Here is a 25,869-nt window from a genome sequence, read left to right as displayed (position 1 = left end):
ATCGTCCGCGTGATGTCGCTTGCCGGTCAGTTCCAGTTCCGCCTTTGGTGTTTCGCACCTGTTCGCTATGCCGAGAGCGATAGCAGAACGCATCCCAGCGCAGGCCGGAGTTTCCTCCGTGTTGGCGCGCCGCAGAAACCGCTTCCGGTTCCAGCCTTCGCCGGAGCGACGCTCCCCGGCAGTTCGATAAGCTCTGGCGCCATGTCGTACGCGGGATCAGGCCCAGACGCCTCCAGCGACAGGGCGAGCGTTGCCCTTGCGATCCGTACAAGCCCGATCCCAGACCGGCCTCAGCCCCTGCCCCGCTCCGGCGGCGGCGGTGCGGTGGATGCTCGCACCGTCAGTTCCGCATCGACCGACACCGGGTCGTGCGGCAGGTCGCCCTGCGCCTGTTCGGCGATGATCCGTTCGACCGCCAGCGCAGCCACCGCCGCGATCGGTTGCGTGATCGCCGTCAGGGGCGGCGTCGCGAAGCGGACGATCGGGGTGTCGTCGAAGCTGATGATCGACAGGTCGTCGGGCACCGCCAATCCCCGTTCACGTGCGCGGTCGAGCGTGGCGATCGCCATCTGGTCGCTGCTGGCGATGATCGCGGTCGGCGGATCGCCGGCCGCCAGCAGCTCGCCCGCCGCGTCCCAACCCGAGGCATAGTCGAAACTGCCCGGCACCAGCAGATCGGCCGCCAGCCCGGCCTGCGCCATCGCTGCACGCCAGCCGGTCACCCGCCACGCGCTGAGTTCATAGTCGCTCGCCCCCGCGATGAAACCGATCCGGCGATGCCCCAGTTCGATCAGATGCTCGGTCGCCCTGCGTGCGGCACCTTCGTCGCCCATGACGAGCGAGAAGCCCGGCCCCGGCGTCCGCGACCCGATCCGCGCGATGCTGATGCCTTGCCGTTCGAGCAGGTCGAGGATCACCGGGTCCTGCGAATGCGGCGGCGTCAGGATCACGCCGTCGGGTCGCAGCGCCCCGATCGCGCCCAGCAGCTCGCGCTCGATATGGTCGCTGTGCGTGTCGACCAGTTCTAGGATGAGGCGATAGCCATGGCGGCTGCACGTCAGCATCCCCCCCAGCAGCATCTGGTCGACCCAGTCGGTGCCTTCGCGGTTCTGCCAGCCCGAAATCGTGCGGTCGCGGTCGTTGATCGACAGGATCAGCCGCGATTTCGACCCGCCCATACGCTGTGCCGCGATCAGCGGGACATAGCCCAGCCGACTGATCGATCCGCGCACCCGCTCCGCCATTTCCGGGCGGACATTGGGTTCGTTGTTGATGACCCGGCTGACCGTCTGCAACGATACGCCGGCATCCGCCGCGACATGCTTGATCGTCACCGCCTGACGCCGACGCGGCATCAGGGGCGGTCCGCCGGGCAGTAGCGCGCGACATAGTCGCCGTGCGGTGGCATCGTCGCGACGGTATCGGCGACCTGCCGCCGGATCATCGACAACAGACGGTCGAGTTCGCCGTCGCCCAGCTTGTCGGCGATCGGATGATGCCCGTCCGGTACGATCCCCTGCCCCATCATCACCTGCACCCAGCTGTTCTCGCCGAACAATTCCTCGTTGCGGCGGAATACCCGTCCGCTCTGGCGGAACAAGTCGATTTTCTGTTGCAGCGACACAGGGACGTCCATCGCGGCGCATTGCCACCAGAACGGCGAATCGCGGCGGTCGGTGACCTTATAGTGGAGGATCAGGAAGTCGCGGATCTGCTCCATGTCCTGCAATTGCTGGTCGTTGAACTCGGCGATGTCGGCGGGCCGGACGCCCCCTTGCGGGAACAGCCGGAGCAGTCGCAGCACCGCCCGCTGGATCAGGTGGATGCTGGTCGATTCCAGCGGCTCCATGAACCCGCCCGACAGGCCGATGGCGACGCAGTTGCGATGCCATTGCCGCCTCCGGGCGCCGGTGGTGAAACGCAGGAAATTGGGTTCGGTCCGAATCGCCCCCTCGACATTGCCGAGCAACCGGTCGAGCGCGGCGTCACGCTCCAGATAGCGGCTGCAATAGACGATGCCGTTGCCGACCCGGTGTTGCAGCGGGATGCGCCACTGCCACCCGGCGTCGTGCGCCATCGCGCGGGTATAGGGGAGCGGCGGCCCGACGCTTTCGGTCTGCACCGCGATCGCCGCGTCGCACGGCAGCCAATGGGTCCAGTCGTCATAGCCGGCATGGAGCGCCCCTTCGATCAGGAGCGCGCGAAAGCCGGTGCAGTCGAGGAACAGATCGCCCTCCACCCGCCGGTCGCCGTCGAGCAGTAGCGCGGCGATGTCGCCGGTCTCGCCGTCCAGTTCGACGCGGGCGATACGCCCCTCGATCCGCCGCGTGCCGTCGCGCTCCGCCATGGTGCGCAGGAACTGCGCATAGCGGCCGGAATCGAGTTGATAGGCATAGTTGGTCGCATCGCCCGGTAGATGCGCGAACCTGCCCTGCAATGCCGCGACCAGTTCGGTGCAATAGTCGTCATAGGGCTGGTCGTGCCCGCGCGTGCGTCCGTTCAGCCAGTAATGCTGGAACCCCGCCGCCCAATGATCGCGCCCGGTGGTGCCGAACGAGTGGAAATAGCGGCTGTCGGCGGTCCGCCAGCCGTCGAACAGGATGCCGAGCTTGAAGGTCGCGGCGGTCGCGGCCATGAACTCGGCCTCGTTGATGCCGAGCAGCCGATTGTAGGTGACGAGCGGCGGGATGGTCGATTCCCCGACGCCGACCGTGCCGATCGCTTCGGATTCGACCAACGTCACCTCGACCATGCGGCCCATGGTGCGGGCGATGGCGGCGGCGGCCATCCATCCGGCGGTGCCGCCGCCGGCGATCACGACGCGGGTGACGCTCATTTCGCCAGTTGCCGCAGCAGGAAGTTGCGCAACCGCCCGGCGCTCTCGGCGGTCAGCGGATCGAGCACGCCGCGCCCGCCCGCCGGGATATGCGCGGTCACCGCGTCGTCGTTCGCAAAGACATAATGGTCGAACACCGCGCGCCAATGCGCCTTCTGATCGTCGGGCAGGTCGCGCAGGGCGAGGATCGCATGGTGCAGCGCGTCCTGCGGCTGACCGAACCAGCGCGGACTGTCGCGCCACCAGTAATTCACGAGGATGTTGAACGGGGCCAGCCCCTCGACATGATGCCACCACAGCGCCGGAATGTGGATCGCATCGCCGGGGTCCAGTTCCGCCACCTGCGCATGGGCCAGCGCCTCGGCGAAGCGTGGATGCCGGTCGCGGTCGGGCGCGCTGAAATCGACCATCGACACCGCCCGCCCGGCCGGCGTGTTGTCGAGCGGTCCCAGATGGAGGTTGGCGAACTGGTCGGGCGGGAACAGCGTGAACCGCCGCCGCCCCGCCGCCACGCACGCCAGGTTGTCGGGCACGTCGTTATGCGCGGCGATCCGGGTGCGCGTCCCGATCCAGATACTGGCCAGCGGATCGCGTGTCCCCAGATCGACGCGGTTCGCCTCCTCCAGCCCGTCGAAAAAGCCGCGCAGGTCGATCGATGCCAGATAGATCGGCCGGGCATCGGCGGCGTCCTCCACGCGCGCGATCTGCGCGAGGATCTCGGGCAGTTTCGCGCGTACCGTCGCGAAGTTCATCGCCATCGCGTCGTCGTAGAACAGCCGATCGTCGCCGCCGGGACGCCCGACCGATACCGTGAACGGAATATCGCGATGATGGGCGACCAGATAATCGCGCGCCGCCTGCGACGACTGCCGCGCCGCCCGGACCAAAGGCCAGTCGGCGACCAGCCCGCGCACCACGAACGGCGCGGTCGCCTCCCGCAACAGACGGTCGAGCGTGGCCGCGTCGGGCGCCTCCACCTCGGCGATGCGCGGCAGGTCACCCATGCCGGTTCTTGCGCGCGATCAGTGCCGGCAGATTGGCGAGCGAGGCGATCGCCATGTAGATCGGCAGCAGATGCCCGTCGGCGTTGAGCCGCCCGAGCGTCGCGGCGTCCAGCTCGGCCACCCGCTCCTCGGCGATGCAGTGGAATCCGACCAGCCGGTTGGTCGACCCGTCGTCCAGCGTCACCTCCAGCGTGAAGGGTTCGAGCAGGCCATAGCGGTCGAGCGCCTCCATGAACGCCGCCGATCCGCGATAGCCCCTGTCGAGCGCGCCGAGCCGTTCGAGGATGATGTCCAGATAGGGCGAAGGCCGCCCTTCCCGATCGAAGATGCGCACGCCGTCGTCCGTCGCGATGCGCGGACTGGCAAGGTCGATGACCGCCCTGGGCGTCGCATCGCCATCGTGCGCGCCGCCGATCAGGAACGGCTGGATGTCGATCGACAGCGGCAGATAGGGCGCATCCCAGCGACCATCGGTCAGGAACAGGTTCTCGCCCGCGTCGAACCCGAACAGCGCGAGCGGCACGAAGGCGTCACGCTCGCGGTTCTGGCGGAACAGGATGGGATAGCTCGCCTGCACCCGACGAAATTCGTCCGGCACGACCAGCGCGGTCATCACCCCGTCGCCCAGCTCGACGCCGCGTTCGCGCCGGATGCGCAGGTCGCGATGCGCGGCGGCGTTCAGCAGTTGATGGTCAGACATGGGCAATTCCGGCAGGAGGAGCGAGCGCGCGAAGATACGCGCGGTTGGTCGGCAGGCTGGCGCCCAGCGTGCGGGCGCGTTGCCGCACCTGATGCAAGGCGGCGGCGGCACCGGGATCGGCACGCAGGGGGCCGGGCGGCGGCGGGGTCATCCCCATGCCGTACAGCACATATTGGTGGCTGGCCGCCGGGAAAATCTCGTTCGCCTGCGCGAAGTCGGCGGGCGACGGCGGCTGTGTCCGCCACAGTTCCAGCTGGTCGTGCAGCGATCCGGTCCAGCTCCCCGGATCGCGGTGCGCACGCCAATAGGGCGTGTCACGCTCGCTCAGGACATAATGAACTTTAAGGAAATCGACGATCCGATCCCAGCGATAGCGGAACAGCGCGTTGAACCTTCGGGCGAGCAGAGGCATCGCCCCGCGCTCCGCCGGGAACCCGTCCAGCAGCGCATCGATCGACAGTTCGATCAACACGATGGCGGAGGCTTCGAGCGGTTCGAGAAAGCCGGCAGACAGGCCGATGGCGACGCAATTCCCCTGCCAGAACCGCTCGCGATGGGCCGAGCGGAAGCGGAGCTGCCGGAACGAGAGGCTGTCGGGATCGACACCCGGTGCGGTGCGCGACAGATAATCGCGCAGGGCCGCCGCCGCCGCATCGTCGCTCAGGAAATCGGACGCATAAACGCAGCCGATGCCCCGCCTGCTCGGCAGGCCGATGTCCCAGATCCAGCCGGCGTCATGGGCCGTCGCATTGGTCTGCGATGCGATCGGGCTGTCGGACGCGACCGGCACCTGCACCGCCAGCGCGCGGTCGTTGAACAGGATGGGCGTGCGGTCGATCGTCTCGACGCCGTAATGGCCGCCGATCAGCAGCGCGGCATGGCCGGTGCAGTCGAGGAACAGGTCACCCGCGATCCGCCCCGCCTGTCGCGTGACGACGGCGGCGATGTCGCCATTCTCCGCCGCCTCGACCGCCGTCACATGGTCGCGGACATGGGTAACGCCCAGCCGGTTGCAGGCGGTGGCTCGCAGCAGCGCGGCGAACTTCCCCGCGTCGAGGTGATAGCCATAGTTGAGCGCCCCGGCATAGGGCGGCATCGCCGGTTGCCGGGGGGCAAGGTCCTCGGCGCAAACGGCCGGCTGGGCGCAGACCTGCTCGGCAAAGCGCCCGTCCTGCCACGCACGGACAAGATCGGCGGCGGGCAGGTCGGCGGGCGCGGTGAAGGGGTGATAGTAGCGGTCGTCGGGCGCACCGCTGCGCCATCCGTCGAAGCGCGATCCCTGTTTGAACGACGCGTCTGCCGCGCGCAGGAAGGTCGCCTCGTCGATGCCGATCCGCGCCAGCGTGCCGCGCATCGTCGGCCATGTCCCCTCGCCCACGCCGATCGTCGCGACGTCCGGGGATTCGACCAGCGTGACCGACAGCGGCGTGTCCGCGTTCGGGTCGGCCGCCGCCGCGATGCGGCACGCCGCCAGCCATCCGGCGGTGCCCCCGCCGACGACCACGATCCGTCTCACCCGCTGCGTCACGCGATACTGGTCCCGTCATTCGGTCACCGGGCGGCACGCGGCCGCCCGGTGACGCTTCGTGCGATCAGAAGCTGAAGCGCACGCCGCCGGTATAGCGCGCGAAGCCCGGCTGCGCGAACGTCACGAAGTTTTCGTTGCGGCGGTGCCCGCGACGCCCTTCGCCGGTCAGGTTGATCGCTTCGGCGAACAGCGTCAGCCCCTTGCGGAACTGGTAGCTGACGCTGGCATCGATCTGGCCATAGGCTTCGACATAGGTCGGGTTCGGGTTGCCCCCGGCGTAGAATTTGTCGCGCCAGTTATACGCGACACGCCCCTGCAACCCGGCCTTGTCGTAGAACAGCACCGCGTTGGCGCTGTCGCTCAACCCGGCCAGCGCGAACTGGCCGACATTGGGGTCGAGCGCGTTGTTGAATTTCGCGTCGCCCCGCACGATCGTATAGTTCAGGATCGTGCCGAAGCCGGTGTCCCAGAAGCTGTGCTGGATCGCGAATTCGAACCCGTCGAGCGTTGCGGTCTGGTCCGAATTGAACGGCGTGCCAACGCGGAAGTCGACCAGGCCATCTTCCGGCAGGCCAAGGATCCGGCCGGTATAATAGCCGTTGACGTCGAGGATCGGCGCCCCCGCTGCATTGCGCGCGACCTCCACGCCCTGCGTGAAGTTGCGCAGGATATAGTCGCGGATGCGGCCCGTATCGGTGGTGCCGCCCAGCGCCGCCTGTGCCGCGCGGAAACGGGGACCATCGGCGGGATCGCGCAGGTCGAACGCCGAACGCTGCACCTCCTGCGAATTGATGAAGTTGCTCACCTTCTTGCGGAAATAACCGGCCGACACATAGCTGGTCGGGGCGTAATACCATTCCGCCGACACATCGATATTCTTCGACAGGAACGGGATCAGGTTCGGATTGCCCTGCAATCCGCCGCCGCCGGCGATGCCGAACTGGCGGTTGAGCGTCAGGCCGCCCTGCAGGCTGTTATAGTCGGCGCGGGTGATGGTGTGGCTGTACGATCCGCGCAGCTTGACATTGTCCAGCACCTCGATGTCGAAATCGACCGCCGGCAACCAGTTGTCGTAGCTGCCCTTGTTGGTCAGGAAATCGCTCTGCGCCGAATAGACGATGTTGAACTCGCCCTGCGCGACCCATGCCGTGCCGACCGGGATGGGCGTGAGCGAGGCGGAACTGATCGTCGTCTGGTCATAGCGCACGCCCGCGATCAGGTGCGAACGACGGCCCAGCAGGTCGAACGTGTTGTTGACCTGGATGAAGGGCGAGATCGTCTTTTCGGTGATGCGGCGATCGGCCTCGAACGGGGCAAGGCAGTTGCCGTCGCCGCCGCAGATGCCGAACTTCTGGTCGAGCAGGCCGACCATCCGTTCGAAATCGAACCGGTAATAGGCCGGGATGATCCCGTCTTTCGCCCCGTCGACGCCCCGGAACTTGTCGGGCAGCGAAACGCGGGTGAACAGGTCGTCGGGCAGGTCCGCCGGAGTGCCCACGCCGCCCCAGGTATCGTTCTGGACGAAGCCGTAGGCAGAACGCACCTTGTTGTTGACGTAGGAGAAGCCGAAATCGATCGAATCGAGGAAGTCGCCGTCATGGTCGTAGCGACCGCTCAGCTGCACCTGATTGATCTCGTCGCGGAAATACGCGTTGCGGAACGAATTGCCGGTCGCGTTGATGAGCGCCGGGTTCAGCGCGTCGATGCCCGGCCGCATCACATAGGAGATGACCGGCAGGTCCTTGGTGAAATCGACCGTCTGCGACGCGACGCCGAAGATCGCCGAACCGACCGAGGTGCTGGAGCCGAAGCGATTGGTCGGTTTCGATTCCGCGGTCGAATGATGCGCGTCGAGCGTCACTGTGACACCGCCCGGCGCCTGCCACTTCAGATTGCCGCCCAGCGACTTGTTCTCGCTGACATTGGCCGTCAGTGACCCGCTGTACGACAGGTCCTTACCCGGACCGAACCGCTCGGTGTAGAATACCGGGCCGGCGGCGGGGCCATCGGTCCATTCGGTCGAGGTATCGCCGAAGTTGAACCAGATGCCGACGCTGCTGTCGCGTGCCTCCACCTTGTTGCGCGAATAGGTGAAGTCGACCGTGGCGGTCAGCGATTCCACCGGGCGATATTGCAGCACCACCTGCCCGTTGATCCGCTCGCGGCGAATGTCGGTCAGGTTGTACGCCGCGCTCTGCGGCACTTCGTAAACATCGGTCGGACCCGGACGGTTGATGACGTTCGGGCCTTCGGCGCCCAGCGTTCCCCAGTCATTCTCGGTCCCGAGAAAGGAGTTGCCGAACCCGACCGATCCGGTGTTCACGCTGGCGTTGCGCTTCTGGTAGCTGCCCGACACCAGGAAGCCGAACTGGTCCTCGCCACCGAAGGTCGTGCTGAACACGCCCGACAGTTCCGGCGTGATCTGATCCTTGCCGTTCTGCGAGGTGTCGATCATGCCCTTGGCCGCGACCGATCCCCGGATGCCGGGACGGTCGAGCGGGCGCGGCGTCTTGATGTTGATCGTCGAACCGATGCCGCCCGACGGCACGGCGGCGCGGCCGGTCTTATAGACCTCCACGCCGGCAATGCCTTCGGACGCGATATTGGCGAAGTCGTACGAGCGCGAGGCCGGCGCGCTGGCACCGTCGCCCAGCGTCGAGGTCGGCAGCTGGCGACCGTTCAGCACGACGAGGTTATATTCGGGACCGAAGCCGCGCACGGTGACGGTCGAGCCTTCGCCATTCGCCCGGTCGATCGACACGCCGGTAATGCGCTGGAGCGATTCGGCGAGGTTGGTGTCGGGGAACTTGCCGATGTCCTCGGCGCTGATCGCGTCGACCACGCCCTGCGCGTTGCGCTTGATGTTCAGCGCATCGCGAAGGCTGGCGCGGATGCCGGTGACGAGGATTTCGTCGCCTTCCGCTTCGGCGACCGGCGCTTCCTGAACGTCCGACGCAGCGGAGGTCGCGATTGCGTCCTGCGCAAACGCGGGCGCCGATACGGCAACCAGCGCGCCGGCCGATACCCCGATCATCCAACGCGAAGCGGTGCGAGTGGCGGTGCCACGCATGTCAGTCCTCCCCTTTTTCATGCGCATCCTATTGTGCGCTTATTGAGAACGTTCACTTCAACAGGGGAAGGTACGAGTCAAGCCGCGCGTAGTGCCTATGTGAACATTCTCAGATTAGTGATGCTAGAAGGCCACGTTGACCGCGCTGTCAGGTGGATAGTGCATCGTGGCTGTATGGGACCGACGCAGATACACGCCGAAAGCCGTCATCCCAGCGAAGGCCGGGATCGCTCTTGGACAGTACGCGGCAGAATCCGCATAGGGCCGATGGACATTCGGCTAATACCGGTGTCGTTCCTGATCGTCGCCTCCAGCCTCTCTGTCACCCTGGACTTGTTCCGGGGTCCACGGCGCGGCAATCGGTGCGGCGTGAGCCTCTAGCAACCGCGATCGCGGCTCGGTGGACCCTGGAACAAGTCCGAGGTGACGAATGGAATGCGAAGGTCGATCCGACCTGGGCTTCGGCCTGCGCTGGCGCCGCATCCAGATGGACAGTATCGCCGATGTCAGGCCGGATGATCGCCCATCCGCTCACCCAGCCGCACGGTGCGCTCGGGCACCCAGTCCGCCGCGAACGCGATCCGGTCACGCTCGAACAGCATCACGACCGTGGAGCCGAGCAGGAAACGGCCCATCTCCTCGCCCTTGGCCAGTGTGATGTCGCGGTCGGCATAGCTCCATTCGGATGACTTGCCGGTGCGCCGTGCATTGACGCCCCCGTGCCACGGGGTCGCGATGCTGCCGACGATGGTCGCACCGACCAGCACCATCACGAACATGCCGTGGTCGGCGGACTCGAACACGCACACCACCCGTTCGTTGCGCGCGAACAGGTTCGGCACGCCACGCGCGGTGACCGGGTTCACCGAAAAAAGCGCGCCAGGCACATGGATCATCCGCACCAGCCGCCCGTCGCAGGGCATGTGCAGCCGGTGATAGTCCCTGGGCGACAGATACAGGTTGGCGAAGCTGCCATGCCGGAACCGCCCGGCCAGCGCGGCATCGCCGCCGACCAGGTCAGTCGTGGTGAAGCGATGCCCCTTCGCCTGCACCATATGCTGGTCATCGATCGGCCCCAGCTGGCTGATCGCACCATCGACCGGGCAAACGAACTCTGCCGCCGCGATCGGGCGGGCGCCGGGTTTCAGCGGGCGGGTGAAGAAGTCGTTGAAGCTGGCATAGCTGGCGATGTCCGGGTTCGCCGCCTCGCCCATGTCGACGCCGTATTTCGCGACGAACCAGCGGATCAGCCGCGTGGTCATCGCCCCGCCCCGCGCACCGGCGATCCGGCCGGCAAGGATCGTAAGCCCCTGTTTGGGCAGCACGTGCTGGAGCATCACCTTCAGGGTATCGGACATCAGGCTCTCAACGACGATCGGGAAACGCCCTTGTAGGGGGTTTATCCGCTACGTCGATCCTTCGCCGTCACCCGCCGCCCGTAAGCCACGCGCGCAACAGCATCGTGACCTCGCCCGAACGCTCCATCGGCGACAGGTGGCCGCAGTTGCGAAGGACGTGGAAGCGTGCGCCGGGGATGCGATCGGCCAGCGCCTGAGCATCCTCCACCCGACAGATGCGGTCGCGGTCGCCGACCGCGACCAGCGTCGGCACCCGCACCGCGGCGATGGCGGCGTCGAGGTCGGGCCGGGCCAGCAGCGCGCGCTGCTGCCGCTCGAACACCTCCGCCCCCACCCGCTCGGCCATCGCCTGCACCGGGCCGCTGATGATCGGGGTCAGCATCGGGTCGGCATGGGGCGCGGTGGCGAGCAGCCCCTGTTCGCCGACCGTCCGGGCGCGCATCTCCATGGAGGCCCGCGTCCCGAACAGCGCGACGCGCTGCACCCGGTCGGGCGCCTGCCGGATCATCTCCAGCGCGACATAGCCGCCGAGACTCACCCCGGCGACGGCGAAGCACGGCGGGGCATGGGCCAAGACCCGCGCCGCCATCGCCGACAGGCTGTCGTCGACGGTCAGGTCGCCGAGTTCGGGATGCGCGACATCGCCAAGGTCGACGACCTGCCGCGCCCAGAGCTGACCGTCGCAACCCATGGCGGGAAGCAGAACGAGCGGTATCGATGGCTGGATCATGGATGCTTCCTGCAAGAAAGGATGGGTGCGTCAGGCGAACAGGGTCAGGACGCCGCGCGACGGATCGGTCAGCCCTTCGACGATCATCCGGCACGCGACATAGAGAATGACGGCAAGGCCGACATAGGCGACCCAGCGATACCGCTCGATCACGCGCGCCAGCACGTTCGCCGCTACGCCCATCAGCGCGACCGACAGGATCAGGCCGATGGCGAGGATGCCCGGATGATCGCGCGCCGCGCCGGCGACGGCCAGCACATTGTCGAGGCTCATGCTGACATCGGCAATCGCCACCGCCCATGCCGCGCTGGCGAAGCTGCGCGGCGCGACCTGCACGACCGCATCCTCGCCATCGTCGCCGCCGCGCAGCTCGCGCCACATCTTCCCCGCGACCCACACCAGCAGCAACCCGCCGGCAAACACCAGCCCGGTCACCTGCAACAGCTGCGTGACCAGCAACGCGAAAATGACCCGTAGCAGCAGCGCAGCGCCGACGCCGATCAGGATGACCTTGCGCCGCATGTCGGCCGGCAGGCCGGCGGCCAGCGCGCCGACGACGATCGCGTTGTCGGCCGCCAGCATCACGTCGATCAACACCACCTGTCCGAACGCCGCCAGCGCGGACGGCGAACCGATATTGGCGAAGTCGGCGACGATCTGGTTCCAGAGTTCGGTCATGCGCTCAGCTGACGAACGGAAAGGCGAGCACGACCATGCCGACGATAGTCATCACCGCGCAGACGATGGTCGCCGGGATCAGCGTGAACCGCTGATGATCGGCCAGGTCGATGCCCGCCAGGCTGACGAGCAGATAGGTCGAGGGCACCAGCGGGCTGAGCAGATGCACCGGCTGCCCCATCAGCGACGCACGCGCGATGGCGATCGGCTCGACCCCGTAATGCGATCCGGCCTCCGCCAGAATCGGGAGCATCCCGAAATAGAAGGCGTCGTTGGAGATGAAGAAGGTGAACGGCAGGCTGAGCAATGCGGTGATCGGCGCCATGTACGGCCCCAGGGCCGGCGGGATGAAGCCGACGACCTCCTTGCTCATCGCCTCCACCATGCCGGTGCCCGACAGGATGCCAGTGAAGATGCCGGCGGCGAAGATCAGCGACACGACCGACAGCACGTTGCCGGCGTGCGCGGCGATGCGTTCCTTCTGTTCGGCGACCTGCGGATAGTTGACGATCATCGCGATGGCGAAGGCGAGCATCATCAGCACCGACAGCGGCAGGATGCCCAGCACCAGCCCGGCGATCAGCGCGACGGTCAGCGCGCCGTTGAACCAGCGCAGGTGATAGCGGCGGGCCTCCGGAAACTGCGACACCGCCATGCCGGTAAAGGCGGTCGGGCCGTTGGCCTTCACATGGCCGATGCGGCGGCGTTCCTTGCGCCCGAACCAGATGGCGAGGCCGATCAGGAAGGCGAGGCCGGCGATCATGCCGGGGACCAGCGGCAGGAACAGCGTGGCGGGATCGAGCTTCAGCGCGCTGGCGGCACGCGCCGTCGGGCCGCCCCAGGGCGTCAGGTTCATGACCCCGCTGGTGCTCATCAACAGGCAGCACAGGTACAGCCGGTTCATGTCGTAGCGCTTGTAGAGCGGCAGCAGCGCGGCGATGGTGATGATGTAGGTCGTGGAGCCGTCGCCATCGAGGCTGACGATCGCGCACAGCACGACCGTACCGATCAGGATCAGCAGCGGATCGCCATGCACGACCTTCAGCAGCCGGTTGACCAGCGGGTCGAACAGGCCGGTATCGGTCATGATCGAAAAGAACAGGATCGCAAACAACAGCATCACGCCGGTCGGCGCGAGGTTCTTGATCCCGTCGATCATCATGTCGCCCAGCCCGCTGGCGAAGCCGGCGAACAGGGCAAAGGCGGTGGGGACGGTAATCAGCGCGACCAGCGGGGTCATCCGCTTGGTCATGATGAGCGTCATGAAGGTGGCGACCATCAGGAAGCCGAGCAGAGCGAGATTCATGGGCGTGATGCTCCCGAAAGGGGGGATCAGAAGGTGACGGCGATGCGGGTCATGACGGTCTGGCCGTCATCGGGGCCGACATAGGCGCCGGCGCGATTGTCGGTGTTCCAGTGGACCAGATTGGCCTGGAAGCGGGTGAAGCTGTTGAGATACCAGTTGGCGCCGATCGTCGCCGCCCAGCCCTGCCCGCCGGTCAGCAAATCGGAATAGTCGAGATTTTCGTAGCGCGCGGTCAGCTCGATCGCGCCGGGGCCGCCTTCGAAGATCGGGCGCAGCACGCGCGGCTGTCCGAAGCTGCCGAGACGCGGGTTGTAGGGCGGCAGGTCGCCGGTGACGAACCACCCGCCCGACAGGCTCCACGCCTTGCTGACGAAATCGGGGCGACCGGCGTCGAGGCGCGCATGACGCTGCCCCGCCTCGCCCATCAGCCACACCGGGCCGACATAGCCGCCGAGTTCGAGGCCGTAGCCGGTGGTGCCGGTCCCGCCGGTCAGCGCGCCGGACGATACGCGCAGCGCACCGTTGAAGCGTCCGCCGATCACGGTGTTGCGGGTCAGCGTCGTGGCGCCGGCCGCCAGCCCCTCGTCGAACCCCCATGCGCCCAGATGCAGCACGCTGTTGCCGGTCTTGATCGGGTTCCAGTGCGCGCGCGCCAGCACGGTGCGGCTGTCGTTGCCCGACTGGTTCCCGTCGATCCGGTCGCCGGTGACCGTCAGCGACGCGTGACCCGTCTTCCAGAACAGGCGCGGCATCAGCCCCACGCCATAGAATCCGCGCTGCGGGATGATCGCGGTCGAAACGACCGTGCGCTCCATGAACGGCGTCGAATCCGAGCCCGTCGACCCTTCGAACCCGCGATCGTTGAACAGGTGGCCGGCGCGGACGTCGTAGTCGAGGCCCGGCGCGATCCGGTTGCGCCAGCCGATGAACGCGGTGACGATGTCGACCTCGTTTTCCGAAAAATCGCTCTCGAACTGGTAGAAGAAATGCGTGCCGACCCCGCCTTCGAGACCGAGGCGCAGCGCGCGCATCCCCGTCGTCGTGATGTTGCGCGCGGCATAGTCCGACCCGAAGGTCGAGCTGACATCGGTCAGGATGCGACCGCGCGGCTTGAAGGTGTAGATGCCATCCGCCGAATGGAACACCGGCAGGCCCGCGCCCCATTCGGTGGTGACACCTGCCGCATTCGCCTGCCGCGCCTGTGCCACGTCGCGTTCCGCCGGGCCGGGCGGCACGAGCTGCGGCGCGAACGGGCTGGTGACGTTGCCGCCGGCCTGCGACCGGGACTGCGAGGATGCCTGCGCCACGACGACCGGTGCGGTCGCGGAGACCGGCGCTGCCTGGACAGCGGCGGCCTGTGCGCCCTCCAGCCGGTCGAGCCGCGTCCGAAGCGCCGCGATCTCAGCGGCCTGCGCCTTGACCAGCGCGGCCAGTTCCTCCTGGGTCGGCGTCTGGGCGAGCGCGGGCGTGGCGCAGATCAGCGCCGCGATGGCGCAGCCGCTACGAAACAACATCATGGCTTGGTTCCCTGGGTCAGGATCGCGCGCCATTCGGCGAGGAACCGCCGACGCTTGATCGAATCGAGATTGACAAGAAGGCCGGGGCCGACACGGATCGGGCGCTGCTGTTCGGCCGACAGGCGCGGTGCGCGCACGTCGCCACGCACCGGCAGCAGCCACTGCTTCGCCAGCAGCGTCTGCCCGATGCGCGACAGCAGGAAATCGAGGAACAGCCTGGCCGCCGCCGGGCGCCGGGCGTCGCGCGCGATGAAGGCGACGCGCGAGGCGACCAGCGTATAGTCGCGCGGGAACACCACGCCGATCCGGGGATCGCGCCTTGCCGCCGCCAGCGCATAGGGGCCGACGACATTATAGGCGATGGCGATCCGCCCGTCGGCGACCGCGTCGAGCATCGGCTCGGTCGTCGGCGACAGCCAGGGCCGCGTCGCCGCCATCGCCTGCACCAGCGAACGCGTGTCGCGAGTGATCGCGTAATCCTCGGTCAGATAGAGATAGCCGACGTTGGAGCGCGCCGGGTCGTAGGTCGCGACCTTGCCCGTCAGCGGCACCCGGCCGGCGCGCAACAGCGCCTCGAACGCCTCATGCGTGCGCGGGACGCGATTCCCCGGGATCAGCCGGCGGTTATAGACGAAGGCGACCGGCTCGGCCGTGACGCCGTACCCCATGTTCTTCCACACGGCGTTGGTCGGCAGCGCGGGCTTTTCGGGGCTTTGATAGGCCTGCGCATAGCCGTCGTTGATGAGCTTCGCCTGCAAGGCCATGCCCGACGACCAGACCAGATCGGCACCGGGCCGACGGCCACGCGCTTCGGTCACGACCCGGCGATAGATGTCCTGCGACTCGAGGTCTTCGTAGCGGACGGTGACGCCGGGATAGATACGCTGGAACACTGCGATCAGCGGTGCCATCGCCGCGGCATCGGCATTGCCATAGACGCGCACGCCCCGCTCCGCCCGCGCGGCATCGACCAGCGCGTCGTAGGAGCGCGGATAGCTTGCCGGTCGCTGCGCCAAGGCCGGCACCGCGAAACCGAACAGGAGCGCCAACAGGATCGTAAGAGCTTTCATTCAGGTCCTCTCGCTTCCCGCATCTGGGTTCGGGTAAGCTCGCAGCATGTCGTACGAACCGAACCTGTCATCCGCCTTTCACCGTGGCCGGTCCCGATGCGAATATTGATCGTCGAGGATGACGCGCCGCTGGCGCGCAGCATCGTCGCGTTGCTGCGCGGTGCCGGTCATGCGGTCGACCATGTGAGCGGGGGCGAAGATGCGCTGATGGTACTGGCGACCGAACCCTATGCGCTGGTCGTGCTCGATGTAGGCCTACCCGACATGGACGGGTTCGCGGTGCTGCAGGCGTTGCGCAAACGCGGCGACCGGGTGCCGGTGCTGATGCTGACCGCCCGCGACGCGCTGGACGATCGGGTGCGCGGGTTGGACCTCGGCGCCGACGATTATCTGCGCAAACCCTTCGCGCCCGAGGAGCTGGAGGCGCGCATCCGGGCGCTCGGCCGGCGGCGCGGCGGCGACCCGGTGCCCGAACTGGTCATCGGCACGCTGTCGCTGAACCGCTCCACCGGACAGGCGCAGGTGGGCGGGCGGACGCTGGACCTGCGGCGGCGCGAATGGGCGGTGCTCGATGCGCTGGCCACGCGCGCCGGGCAGATCGTGCCGCGCGAGACGCTGCAATCCGAAGTGTTCGGCTATGACGACCCGGTCGGCCCGAACGCGATCGAGGTGAACATCACCCGGCTGCGGGGCAAGCTCGCCCCGGATGGGCCGGCGATCCGGACGGTGCGCGGCGTCGGCTATCTGCTCGATGCCGGTTGACCCGGGGCCAAGCCGCGCCCCGGCGCTGCGCACCCGCCTGCTCGCCGCGATGCTGGCGCCGATGCTCGCCATCGCGGTCCTGCTGGGGATCGCGGGCGCGGCGCTGATCGCCGATGTCGTGCGGCGGACCAACGACCGGGTACTGGGCGGCGCATTGGGCGCGATCGCCGAGACGGTGCAGGTGGAGTCGGGCGAGGTCACGATGGACCTGCCCCCCGCCGCCTTCGGGATGCTGGAGAATAGCGAGCGGGACAATGTCTATTACCGGATCGCGGTCGGCGACCGTCTGCTGACCGGCTATGCCGACCTGTCCGCGCCGCGCATCGCCGACCTGTCGATCGACACGCCCCGGTTCCGCGACGCGACCTATCGCGACCAGCCGATCCGCATCGCCGAGGTCCGCCGGTCGCTGCCGCGCATCGGCCAGCCGGTGATCGTGCAGGTCGCCGAAACGCTGGAGGGACGCCATGCCCTGCAGCGTCGGCTGCTGATGGCGTTGATCGTCGGGGAAATCGCGCTGGTCGGCGTGGCGATGCTGCTGATCCGTCCTGCCTTGGGATGGAGCCTCAGGCCCCTCTCCCGCCTGCGCGGCGTGGTCGCGGCGCGCGATACCCGCGCCACGCCCGACCTGTCGCCGCTCGCCACCGGTCCACTGCCGGTCGAGCTGCGACCGCTGGCGCAGGCGTTCGACCACCTTCTCGCCCGGCTGGACAGCGCGACCGCCGGGATGCGCCGCTTCACCGCCGATGCCTCGCACCAGATGCGGACCCCGCTGGCGGTGCTGAAATTGCAGGTGACGCTGGCCCGGCGCGGCGATCCGGCGGCGCTCGGCGAAATCGCCGACGCCGCCGACCGGCTGGAACATCTGGTCAAGCAATTGTTGGCCCTCGCGCGGGCCGAGGAGGCCGGGACCGCCCCGCCATTCGAACCCGTCGACCTGCGCGAACTGGCCATCGCCGTCCTCAACCGCCGCATCGCCCAGGCGATCGAGGCCGGCGTCGAGGTCGACCTCGACGCCGACGACGCGCCCGGCGTGCAGAGCCACCGCACCCTGTTGTTCGAAATCCTGTCAAACCTGCTCGACAATGCCATCCGCTACAACCGGCGCGGCGGCCGGGTGATGATCGCGGTCGCCACCACCGCACAGGGGGTGGCGGTCACCGTTGCCGATGACGGGCCGGGCCTGCCCGCGACCGATCTGGAGCAACTGGGCAAACGCTTCACCCGGCTGTCGAGCAGTCAGGGGAGCGAGGGCAGCGGGCTGGGCTTCGCCATCGTCCGCTCGGCCGCGCAGCGGCTGGGGCTGTCGATCGCGATCGCCGACAACCGCCCCGGCCTGCGCGTCACATTGCTGTTCGCCCGATAGGCGCGATCAGTGGTGCCGGTGGCGCTTCGCCTGGGTATCGGATGCCGCCGCACCGATGCTGGCCACCATCGTTTCATATTGCTCGGTGGTGAAACCGGCCCGCAGGAACGCGGTCAGTTCGTGCGTCGGCACCGCGAAGCCGCGATGCCAGCTGAACACCGCCATGCGCCGCAACGCCTCCAGCCGGGGATCGGCAAGGTTCTGCGACCGACCGCCGCGCCCGAACACCCGGCCCAGCGCGATCGACAGCGGCGACGGCTCGCGCAACGACGACAGCCGATCGCCCTGCGCCAATGCGACGACCGACCATTCGAGTGCGGTCAGTCCGGTCGCGGCAGCCTTCTTGGGCGTTGCGGCAGGCGGTACGACGCTGGCGCCGACATAGGGCGACAGCACGGGGTCGGTGGAAAAGTGAAGATAGGCCATGAAGTTCCTCCCTGTCTGCGGCAGCGCCCCTCACCCGGCGGACACGATCGTGCCGCCGCCAAAGCCTCTGCGCGTGACGCCGAATTAAAGACGCGGACCATTCCGTCCCCCGACGCGGTCGCCGGGCGGATGGCAGGTCTGCCGATGATGATAGGTTGGTGGCGCGTGCCGCCGGGTTACCGGGGTGACGCGCGGAAAGCGGGTTCGGGCATAGCGGCATCCTTGCGAAGGCCGGAGGCGGTCGGGTTGGCCGCCCCTTCTATACTGGCCGGTATATTAACTCCGAAACGAGTCGTCAACGACTTTTGTACCGACCGGTATTTTATACTATCGGCCCGGCCACATCGTCAGGCTGGTCGCGACCACGCGCTCCAGATCGGCACGGGTGGCGCCCGATCCGGCCTGCACCGCCATCCCCTGCAAGATGGCATAGAGATACCCGGCGAGACCCGGAATATCGACACGGTCCGGCAGGTCGCCATCGCGCTTCGCCTGTTCGAACCGCTCGAACAATGCCGCCTGCGCCGATGCACGGCGCTGCATGACGTCGGCCCTGATCGATTCGGCCTCGGCACCGCAGGCGATGGTGCTGATGACGCCCAGGCAGCCCTTCGGATCGCAACTGCTGGTCTGCGCATCGATCGCACCGTGCAGGATATGTTCGGCGACCGCGCGCGCCGTCGGCTGCTGCAACGCCTTGCGCATATATTCCAGCTTCTCGGCCTCGTAGAGGTCGAGCGCCTTGTGGAACAGCGCCTCCTTGTTGCCGAACGCCGCGTACAGGCTGGGCTTGGTGATCCCCATCGCGTCGGTCAGGTCGGCCATCGACGCGCCTTCATAGCCCTTCGACCAGAAGACGCCGAGCGCCGCCGCCAGCGCCCGGTCGGTGCAGAATTCGCGTGGCCGGCCCTTGGCGGCAACCGTGACGATCTTTTCCATAACGGGTGGTACATATTCCTTTCGGGCGTTTCCACAAGGCCCGATCAGAGCCCCACGCGGTCGAGGGGTGCCTGGAGGAGCTTCGGGCGGGTGGCGGCGAGGTGGAGGATGAACTCGCCGAACAGGCCGTTGGCCCAGGCGAACCAGTCGCGGGTGAACTTCGCCGGATCGTCCTTCTCGAACGCCTCGTGGATGAAGCCGGTGCCGGCATGGGTGCGCTTCAGCGTCGCGAGGCACTGGAGGATCGTCGCATCGTCGGTGGCGGTGAGGCCGCGCACGATCAGCGACATCGGCCAGATATAGTCCATCCCCTGGTGCGGGCCGCCGATGCCTTCGCCCGCCTTCCCCTTGAAGAACCACGGGTTCGCCTCGCTCCACGCCGCCCTCGCCGTTCGCTGCCACCGCGCATCGCCGGGGGCCACGCAGCCGAGCCAGGCGAGGCTGGAGAGCGAGGGCACGTTGGCGTCGTCCATGAAGATCGCATTGCCAAAACCATCGACCTCGTACGCCCAGACCTCGCTGCCATCGGCCAGTTTCATCGTGCCATGCTGCGCCACGGCGGCGGCGACCTCGTTCGCCAGCGCGGTCGCGTCATTGGCCAGCGCCGTGTCCTGGCGCGTGGCGTTCGCGACCTCGGCCATTTCGCGCAATGTCGTCACCGCGAACAGGTTGGCCGGCACGAACAGCGGATATTGGCAGGCATCGTCCGACGGACGGAAGCCCGAATGGATCATGCCGTTCTTGCGCGTCGGCGCGCCGTAGCCGGCCAGCAGCGTCTCGGTCGGCTTGGCAAGCGGCGACCAGGCAANTTTCGCGCAATGTCGTCACCGCGAACAGGTTGGCCGGCACGAACAGCGGATATTGGCAGGCATCGTCCGACGGACGGAAGCCCGAATGGATCATGCCGTTCTTGCGCGTCGGCGCGCCGTAGCCGGCCAGCAGCGTCTCGGTCGGCTGGCGGCTGGCGCGCTGGAACTTGTAGGGGCCGGGGCCTTGCTTACGCTGCTGTTCGCGGAAGGTGCGGACGATCGCGCGCATCGCCGCTGCCCAGGTCGCATCGAACGGCGCGGCATCGCGCGTCGCGGTCCAGTAGCCATGGCTGAGCCGCATCGAATAGCATAGCGAATCGATCTCCCATTTCCGCTCGGCGACGCCGGGCTTCATCCCGGTCTCGTCCGTCTTCGCCCAGTCGAGATTGGTCTTCGCGGTCGGGTCCTCCATGAAGGCGTTGGCGTAGGGATCGATCAGCACCGAGCGGGCGTGGCGCGCGATCAGGCCGCGGAACAGCTCGCGCAGCTTCGCGTCCTGTTTCGCCAGATGCAGGTACGACTTCACCTGCGCCGCCGAATCGCGCAGCCACAGGCAGGGGATGTCGCCGGTGATGACGAAGCTGTCGGGCTTCCTCCCGACCGTTCCCATCCTGACCGTGGTGTCGAGCGTGTTGGGATAGGCGTTGGCGAACAGCCAGGCGAGTTCGGGATCGGCGATCATCCGCCCGACCCGCGCGATTTCCTGCTCGACNCCCATCCTGACCGTGGTGTCGAGCGTGTTGGGATAGGCGTTGGCGAACAGCCAGGCGAGTTCGGGATCGGCGATCATCCGCCCGACCCGCGCGATTTCCTGCTCGACGGCCTGGCTCACGAAGCGGCGATCGGCGGGGGCGGGACGCCTGCTCGGATACGCCACCCCCTTCCCCTGCGCCATCGCCAGCGGCGCGACACCGCCCACCGCCAGCCCCGCGCCCAGCAAGGCACCCTGCGTCATCAACGTGCGGCGGTCGGTCGGCATCGGGCGGTCTCCGTTGGCAGATAGGGTCGGCGGCAGGTCACGCGACGAGCGCCTTGCAATGATGATCGATGAACTGGTGGTGCGGCGGCATGGTGGCGACCGTGGATGCGATCTCCCCCCGGACCCGCGCCAGATACTGGTCGAGATGCCCCTCGGGCATGGCGTCGACGATCGGGTGATAATCGGCGGGCATGATCCCCTGCCCGATCATCACCTGCACCCAACTGGGCAACGCGAAGAAGTCCTCGCCGTTACGGAAATAGCGGCCATCGGTCCGGAACAGCTCGATCGCCTCGCGGAGCGGATCGGGCACGTCCATCGTCCGGCAATAGCGCCAGAACGGCGTGTCGTCGCGGGTCGTCGCCTTGTAATGCAGCACCAGGAAGTCGCGGGTGCGTTCATATTCGAACGCCGTCTCGCGATTGAAGCGATCGGCCAGCGCGGGGTCGAAATCGCGGCCGGGAAACAGCCCCAGCAACCGGCGAATGCCCGCCTGCGCCAGATAGATGCCGGTCGATTCCAGCGGTTCGAGGAACCCGGCGGCCAGGCCCAGCGCCACGACATTACCGTTCCACGCCTTCGCCCGTCGCCCGGCGGTGAAGCGCAACTGGCGCGGCACGTCGAGTGCCTGCCCGTCGAGCGTACCCAGCAGCGTCGCGATCGCCTGTTCATCGCTTTCATGGGCGCTGGAATAGACATGGCCGTTGCCGACCCGGTGTTGCAGCGGAATGCGCCACTGCCAACCCGACCCCCTCGCCGCCGCCTCCGTATATGGCATCGGCGGTCCGACCGTTGCCGATGGCACTGCGAACGCCCGGTCGCACGGCAGCCAGTGCCGCCAGTCGAGATAGCCGGTCTTCAGCGTCTGTTCGATCAGAACCCCGCGAAAACCGGAGCAGTCGAGGAAGAACTCGCCCTCGACCCGGCGACCATCGGCCAGCGTGATCGCGGCGACATGGCCGCTCTCCGCCCGTTGCTCAACGTCGACGACCTTGCCCTCGATCCGCTCCACGCCGCGCCGTTCGGCCAGTTCGCGCAGGAAGCGGGCATAGAGCACGGCGTCGAGGTGATAGGCATAGGCGATGTCGGACAGCGGCGTGCCGGGCGGGCCGTCCCACTGGAACCGGCCGGCGGGCGCCGCCACCGTCTGCAACGAATAGTCGCCCAATGGCGCGGCCTGTCCGGCGAGGAACCGGCGCAGCCAGAGCTGGTGGAACGGAAGCGGTCCCAGCCCCTGCCCGATCGTGCCGAAGCCGTGGATATAGCTGTCGCCGATCCGCCCCCAGTCGGTGAAGCGGATGCCGAGCTTGAAGGTGCTGTTGGTGCGCATCACGAATTCGCGTTCGTCGATGCCCAGCGTCTCGCTGTTGAACGTCTTCATATGGGGGACGCTGGATTCGCCCACCCCGACGATGCCGACCTCTTCGGATTCGACCAGCCGTACCGATACGCCACGCCCGAGATACGTGGCCAGTGCCGCCGCCGCCATCCATCCCGCGCTGCCACCGCCCAGCACGACGATGGATCGGATGCGGTTGTCGGTCATCTGTCTTCTCCGTCCGCGTCCGATCCTTGCACGCCGGACGATCCCCCCGTTCCTATCAGCGGCACCGGTCCGACGCACGCCCCTGGGCTGCGTCGGACCGGTAGCGTGCCATCAGAACTTGAAGGTCGCGCCGGCGAACGCAATCCGACCCGAATAGCCATTGGTCCAGAACCGGGCCTTGGTATCGTTGCCCAGATGCTGGCGCAGCTCGGACTTGGTCAGGTTCAGCACCGATGCCGTCAGCACCAGCTGCGGCGTGATGTTGAACGCGACGTTCACGTCCACCTGCTCATACGGCTCGGTATAGATGGTCAGCTGGTTGTGGGTGCCGTTCACCACCTCGCCGCGCCGGTTGTACGACGCACGCGCCAGGAACCGGTCGTTCTCGTAGAACAGCGTGAAGTTCGCCTGGTTCTCGGCACTGCCGACCAGCGGCGATTCCGCGATCTCGCGCCCGCCCAGCACGACGGCGGCAGTGTTGGTGTCGTTGAACGTCAGGTTGGCCTGATAGCCCACGCCGAAGTCGAACGTATGCTGGGCATAGAATTCGATGCCCTGCGACACGCCGTTCTGCCCGTTGGCCTGGGTCGAGAAGTTGCGGACCGTGACCGTCTCGCCACCAATCGTCACCGCCTGATCCTGCGACACCGGCACGACGAAGTTCTTCACGTCCTTGCGGAACAGGCCGACACCGATCACCGACCCGCGATGATAATACCATTCCAGGCCGAGATCGTACTGCCACGCCTGGAACGCTTCCAGGTCCTTGTTCGAACCGCTGCCAGTCCAGCCGGGCTGGCTGGTGCCGCCACCGGCCACGCGGTCGCTGCTATATTCCTCCGACACGAAGTTCAGCGCGCCGGGGAAGGCGAGGTTGGTGAACGCCGGCCGCGCGATCACCTTCGCCACCGCGCCGCGCGCGACGAGGCTGGGGGTGACGTCGAACGCGACGTTCAGGCTGGGCAGGACGTCGGTATAGGTCTTGTCGAGCGTGTTCAGCTCGAACGTCTTCTCGCGCACCTCGGCCCGCACGAATCCGCTTTCGCAGATCTGGTTCGCGGCGCCCGGCGTACAGGCACGCGGACGGCCATCGGGACCATCGGCGAAATAGTCGAGGAAGCGTTCGACCGCGTCGGTCGATTCCGCGTGCTGCTTGGTGTGGACCACGCGCACGCCCCAGTTACCGCGCAGGCGATCGGTCTTGAAGTTCGCCTGGACGTATCCCGACCAGATCTTCTCGCCGACATTGTAGATGAAGTCCGGCTCCTCGAACCGCACCGACCCACCATAGCGATCGTCGAGGAAGCCCAGATAGTTGGTGAAGTTGATGCCCGGGAACACGTTGGCGTTGAAGCCGCCGGGGATGTTGGTGATCGGTTCCGACAGGAAGAATTCGGGCCGTGCGGTGCTCGCGGTCGTGTCGCACTGCTGGTAGCGGGTGGTCGTCCCCGGACAGTTCCAGATGGTGTTGCCGGTGTTGCGATGGACCGATCCGTCGCGATACTTCACGCCGAACTGCAGCGAATCGAACGCGCCGTTCGATACCAGCCACGTGCCGTCGGCCTGGCCGTAATATTGCGAGACGCGGGTGTTGATCCACGACGAATCCGTCGACCCGACATCGACCTCGGCGAAACCGCCCAGGATGCGATCCTGCAGGTCAGGCGAGAACGTCATGGTCGGGGTGCCGGTCAGGTCCCATGCGCTGAAGCGGTTGCCCGCCTGATAGGCGCCGTTCACCGCCACGCGCGGCTTGGCAGACATGCGGAAGTTGATCGACGGTCCGCCTTGCGACCACGTCCGGCCAAGCTTCACCGCGCCGACGAAATTGTCGCTCTTGTATTCCGCCTCGAAATCGGCGGTCTGCGACAGCGCTTCCTCGCGGCTGTAGCCGCCGGTCAGCTGCGGCGTCGGCACGGTGCAATCGTCGGGACCCCAGCCACCGGGGCGCTGGCCGCCAGCCGCCGCCTGTGCCTCGCTGCAATAATATTGCTTGCCGCCCACCAGGCTGAACTGCGCGCCGGTCACGATCGTCCCGCTGGGATCAAAGGCCAGCTTGTCGAGCAGGCGCCCGCCCGCCCAGTTGCCGTCGCCGTTGAAGCGGGCGATGTTCCATTCCGGAATCTTCAGCGAATTGTTGACGTAGTCGCCGGTCAGGTTGAACCGGAAATAATTGGCGGTCAGCGTCAGCGCATCGGTCGGACGCCACTGCGCGGTCGCCTGGACGCCCAGCCGCTCGCGATTTTCGTCGCGGATGCCGAAGTTGACGGCGGTCGGCATGAAAAAGCCCGAATAGCGCCGGCCATTCTGGTCGTTGAACCCCGACTGGCCCCACCATTCGCTCGGCTGCGGCGAAAACGGCGTACCGTTGACGTCGACGCCGCTGCGGGCCGGGTTCTGGTCGTACCACAGCCAGTCCTCGGTCGTGGCGCTCATCGTGCGCGTCTGGCGCTTCTGCCATGTGGCGCTGACCAGCACGCCGAACGTCTCGTCCTTGTTCTTCCACGACAGCTGGCCGGAAATCTGCGGGTCGACGCCCTTGGTCGTGTCAGCATAGGTGCCCTCGGCCGTCACGAAGCCCGACCACGCCGGCAGGTCGAGCGGGCGGCGGGTGTGCAGGATCACCGTGCCGCCGATGCCGCCTTCGTCGATGCGCGCTTCCGAAGACTTGAACAGCTCCGCCTTGCCCAGCAGGTTGGACGGCATCAGCAGGAAGTTGAACGAGCGGGTCGCCTCGCTGTTCGTCTCCGACGACGCGATGTAATTGCCGTTGAGCAGCGTCAGCGTCAGGTCGGGTTGCAGGCCGCGTACGCTGACCGTGCGCCCTTCGCCGCCGTCGCGGGTGATGACCACGCCCGGCACGCGCTGCAGCGCGTCGGCGACGTTGCGGTCGGGGAACTTGCTGATGTCCTCGGCGGTGATGACCTCGACCACGGCCGCGGCGTTGCGCTTGTCACGCAGGTTGCGGTCGATCGACGAACGGTATCCGGTGACTAGGATTTCGCCGTCGCCCTGCCCTTCGTCGGTCGTCGTCGCCGGCGCATCGGTCGCGACCGGATCGGCACCGACCGTCGCCTGCGCCTGTGCGACACCGGCGAAGCCGATCATGCCGGCAACCGCGACACCGGTCATCAGACCCGCACGAACGCGGCCGCCAAGTCGAAAATTCTTCATCCCGTCCTCCCCTTTGTCGAATAGCGGCACCGTGACCGCCCGCCTCACCCTGCGCGCTCCTTCGGTCTCCT

Annotated in this window: 18 protein-coding genes and 2 pseudogenes; 2 read left to right on the top strand and 18 right to left on the bottom strand. The window is 67.2% G+C overall.

Annotated features, from left to right (window positions below; translation table 11 throughout):
* Positions 1 to 290 precede the first annotated feature (290 nt).
* The 12 genes from ASE83_RS02975 to ASE83_RS02920 form a co-directional block, all read right to left on the bottom strand.
* Positions 291 to 1,355, bottom strand: a complete 1,065-nt coding sequence (locus ASE83_RS02975; protein WP_055783803.1) for a LacI family DNA-binding transcriptional regulator — start codon at positions 1,353 to 1,355, stop codon at positions 291 to 293.
* Positions 1,355 to 2,836 (bottom strand): tryptophan halogenase family protein, encoded by a 1,482-nt coding sequence (locus ASE83_RS02970; protein ID WP_055783802.1) that lies wholly within the window; start codon positions 2,834 to 2,836, stop codon positions 1,355 to 1,357. The genes ASE83_RS02975 and ASE83_RS02970 overlap by 1 nt, the downstream gene beginning before the upstream one ends.
* On the bottom strand, positions 2,833 to 3,840 hold the full coding sequence (locus tag ASE83_RS02965; protein ID WP_055783801.1) for a cupin-like domain-containing protein: 1,008 nt from the start codon (positions 3,838 to 3,840) through the stop codon (positions 2,833 to 2,835). The genes ASE83_RS02970 and ASE83_RS02965 overlap by 4 nt, the downstream gene beginning before the upstream one ends.
* A complete protein-coding gene (locus ASE83_RS02960; RefSeq protein WP_055783800.1) occupies positions 3,833 to 4,540 on the bottom strand; it encodes a SapC family protein in 708 nt (235 codons plus the stop codon). The genes ASE83_RS02965 and ASE83_RS02960 overlap by 8 nt, the downstream gene beginning before the upstream one ends.
* On the bottom strand, positions 4,533 to 6,068 hold the full coding sequence (locus ASE83_RS02955) for a tryptophan halogenase family protein (protein WP_055783799.1): 1,536 nt from the start codon (positions 6,066 to 6,068) through the stop codon (positions 4,533 to 4,535). Before ASE83_RS02955 ends, ASE83_RS02960 begins: the two co-directional genes overlap by 8 nt.
* Positions 6,069 to 6,132: 64 nt before the next feature.
* On the bottom strand, positions 6,133 to 9,138 hold the full coding sequence (locus tag ASE83_RS02950) for a TonB-dependent receptor (RefSeq protein ID WP_055783798.1): 3,006 nt from the start codon (positions 9,136 to 9,138) through the stop codon (positions 6,133 to 6,135).
* 506 nt (positions 9,139 to 9,644) lie between these two features.
* Complete coding sequence (gene asd, locus ASE83_RS02945) at positions 9,645 to 10,496, bottom strand: archaetidylserine decarboxylase (RefSeq protein WP_055783797.1); 852 nt, start codon at positions 10,494 to 10,496, stop codon at positions 9,645 to 9,647.
* 67 nt (positions 10,497 to 10,563) lie between these two features.
* Positions 10,564 to 11,226 carry an alpha/beta fold hydrolase gene (locus ASE83_RS02940; RefSeq protein ID WP_082443038.1) on the bottom strand — a complete coding sequence of 221 codons (663 nt, stop codon included), beginning with the start codon at positions 11,224 to 11,226 and terminating at the stop codon, positions 10,564 to 10,566.
* A gap of 30 nt (positions 11,227 to 11,256) precedes the next feature.
* Positions 11,257 to 11,904, bottom strand: coding sequence for a YjbE family putative metal transport protein (locus ASE83_RS02935; RefSeq protein ID WP_055783795.1), 648 nt, complete (start codon positions 11,902 to 11,904; stop codon positions 11,257 to 11,259).
* A gap of 4 nt (positions 11,905 to 11,908) precedes the next feature.
* Positions 11,909 to 13,210, bottom strand: coding sequence for a CitMHS family transporter (locus ASE83_RS02930; RefSeq protein WP_055783794.1), 1,302 nt, complete (start codon positions 13,208 to 13,210; stop codon positions 11,909 to 11,911).
* A 26-nt stretch (positions 13,211 to 13,236) separates the two neighbouring features.
* A complete protein-coding gene (locus ASE83_RS02925; protein WP_235512946.1) occupies positions 13,237 to 14,727 on the bottom strand; it encodes an OprO/OprP family phosphate-selective porin in 1,491 nt (496 codons plus the stop codon).
* Entirely contained in the window at positions 14,724 to 15,797 is a 1,074-nt protein-coding gene (locus tag ASE83_RS02920; protein WP_055783793.1) for an ABC transporter substrate-binding protein, read from the bottom strand. Before ASE83_RS02920 ends, ASE83_RS02925 begins: the two co-directional genes overlap by 4 nt.
* A 96-nt stretch (positions 15,798 to 15,893) precedes the next feature.
* Between ASE83_RS02920 and ASE83_RS02915 the strand changes: the two genes are divergently transcribed.
* Entirely contained in the window at positions 15,894 to 16,559 is a 666-nt protein-coding gene (locus ASE83_RS02915; protein WP_055783792.1) for a response regulator, read from the top strand.
* Positions 16,549 to 17,925, top strand: coding sequence for a sensor histidine kinase (locus tag ASE83_RS02910; RefSeq protein WP_055783791.1), 1,377 nt, complete (start codon positions 16,549 to 16,551; stop codon positions 17,923 to 17,925). Before ASE83_RS02915 ends, ASE83_RS02910 begins: the two co-directional genes overlap by 11 nt.
* 6 nt (positions 17,926 to 17,931) lie before the next feature.
* On the opposite strand, the gene ASE83_RS02905 is transcribed toward ASE83_RS02910, so the two are convergent.
* The 6 genes and pseudogenes from ASE83_RS02905 to ASE83_RS02880 all read right to left on the bottom strand — a co-directional run bounded on the left by ASE83_RS02905 (position 17,932) and on the right by ASE83_RS02880 (position 25,798).
* Entirely contained in the window at positions 17,932 to 18,351 is a 420-nt protein-coding gene (locus ASE83_RS02905) for a hypothetical protein (protein ID WP_055783790.1), read from the bottom strand.
* A 327-nt stretch (positions 18,352 to 18,678) separates the two neighbouring features.
* Positions 18,679 to 19,290: a TetR/AcrR family transcriptional regulator gene (locus tag ASE83_RS02900; RefSeq protein WP_055783789.1), complete on the bottom strand. Its 612-nt coding sequence runs from the start codon at positions 19,288 to 19,290 to the stop codon at positions 18,679 to 18,681.
* Positions 19,291 to 19,334: 44 nt separating this feature from the next.
* A pseudogene (locus ASE83_RS18750) lies at positions 19,335 to 20,098 on the bottom strand (glycoside hydrolase family 125 protein); the annotation flags it as partial.
* Between the two features lies 1 nt (position 20,099).
* A pseudogene (locus ASE83_RS18020) lies at positions 20,100 to 20,811 on the bottom strand (glycoside hydrolase family 125 protein); the annotation flags it as partial.
* A gap of 304 nt (positions 20,812 to 21,115) precedes the next feature.
* Complete coding sequence (locus ASE83_RS02885; RefSeq protein ID WP_055785341.1) at positions 21,116 to 22,624, bottom strand: tryptophan halogenase family protein; 1,509 nt, start codon at positions 22,622 to 22,624, stop codon at positions 21,116 to 21,118.
* A gap of 111 nt (positions 22,625 to 22,735) precedes the next feature.
* Positions 22,736 to 25,798 carry a TonB-dependent receptor gene (locus ASE83_RS02880; protein WP_055785344.1) on the bottom strand — a complete coding sequence of 1,021 codons (3,063 nt, stop codon included), beginning with the start codon at positions 25,796 to 25,798 and terminating at the stop codon, positions 22,736 to 22,738.
* Between the last annotated feature and the right edge of the window lie 71 nt (positions 25,799 to 25,869).

Source organism: Sphingomonas sp. Leaf32 (assembly GCF_001421765.1).
GTDB lineage: Bacteria > Pseudomonadota > Alphaproteobacteria > Sphingomonadales > Sphingomonadaceae > Sphingomonas.
This window is presented reverse-complemented; position numbering and strand designations above follow the sequence as displayed.

Coding starts and splice junctions, on each gene's coding strand:
- ASE83_RS02975 (WP_055783803.1), bottom strand. CDS start 1,355: ATGCCGCGTCGGCGTCAGGCGGTGACGATCAAGCATGTCGCGGCGGAT.
- ASE83_RS02970 (WP_055783802.1), bottom strand. CDS start 2,836: ATGAGCGTCACCCGCGTCGTGATCGCCGGCGGCGGCACCGCCGGATGG.
- ASE83_RS02965 (WP_055783801.1), bottom strand. CDS start 3,840: ATGGGTGACCTGCCGCGCATCGCCGAGGTGGAGGCGCCCGACGCGGCC.
- ASE83_RS02960 (WP_055783800.1), bottom strand. CDS start 4,540: ATGTCTGACCATCAACTGCTGAACGCCGCCGCGCATCGCGACCTGCGC.
- ASE83_RS02950 (WP_055783798.1), bottom strand. CDS start 9,138: ATGCGTGGCACCGCCACTCGCACCGCTTCGCGTTGGATGATCGGGGTA.
- asd (WP_055783797.1), bottom strand. CDS start 10,496: ATGTCCGATACCCTGAAGGTGATGCTCCAGCACGTGCTGCCCAAACAG.
- ASE83_RS02940 (WP_082443038.1), bottom strand. CDS start 11,226: ATGATCCAGCCATCGATACCGCTCGTTCTGCTTCCCGCCATGGGTTGC.
- ASE83_RS02935 (WP_055783795.1), bottom strand. CDS start 11,904: ATGACCGAACTCTGGAACCAGATCGTCGCCGACTTCGCCAATATCGGT.
- ASE83_RS02930 (WP_055783794.1), bottom strand. CDS start 13,210: ATGAATCTCGCTCTGCTCGGCTTCCTGATGGTCGCCACCTTCATGACG.
- ASE83_RS02925 (WP_235512946.1), bottom strand. CDS start 14,727: ATGATGTTGTTTCGTAGCGGCTGCGCCATCGCGGCGCTGATCTGCGCC.
- ASE83_RS02920 (WP_055783793.1), bottom strand. CDS start 15,797: ATGAAAGCTCTTACGATCCTGTTGGCGCTCCTGTTCGGTTTCGCGGTG.
- ASE83_RS02915 (WP_055783792.1), top strand. CDS start 15,894: ATGCGAATATTGATCGTCGAGGATGACGCGCCGCTGGCGCGCAGCATC.
- ASE83_RS02910 (WP_055783791.1), top strand. CDS start 16,549: ATGCCGGTTGACCCGGGGCCAAGCCGCGCCCCGGCGCTGCGCACCCGC.
- ASE83_RS02905 (WP_055783790.1), bottom strand. CDS start 18,351: ATGGCCTATCTTCACTTTTCCACCGACCCCGTGCTGTCGCCCTATGTC.
- ASE83_RS02900 (WP_055783789.1), bottom strand. CDS start 19,290: ATGGAAAAGATCGTCACGGTTGCCGCCAAGGGCCGGCCACGCGAATTC.
- ASE83_RS02885 (WP_055785341.1), bottom strand. CDS start 22,624: ATGACCGACAACCGCATCCGATCCATCGTCGTGCTGGGCGGTGGCAGC.
- ASE83_RS02880 (WP_055785344.1), bottom strand. CDS start 25,798: ATGAAGAATTTTCGACTTGGCGGCCGCGTTCGTGCGGGTCTGATGACC.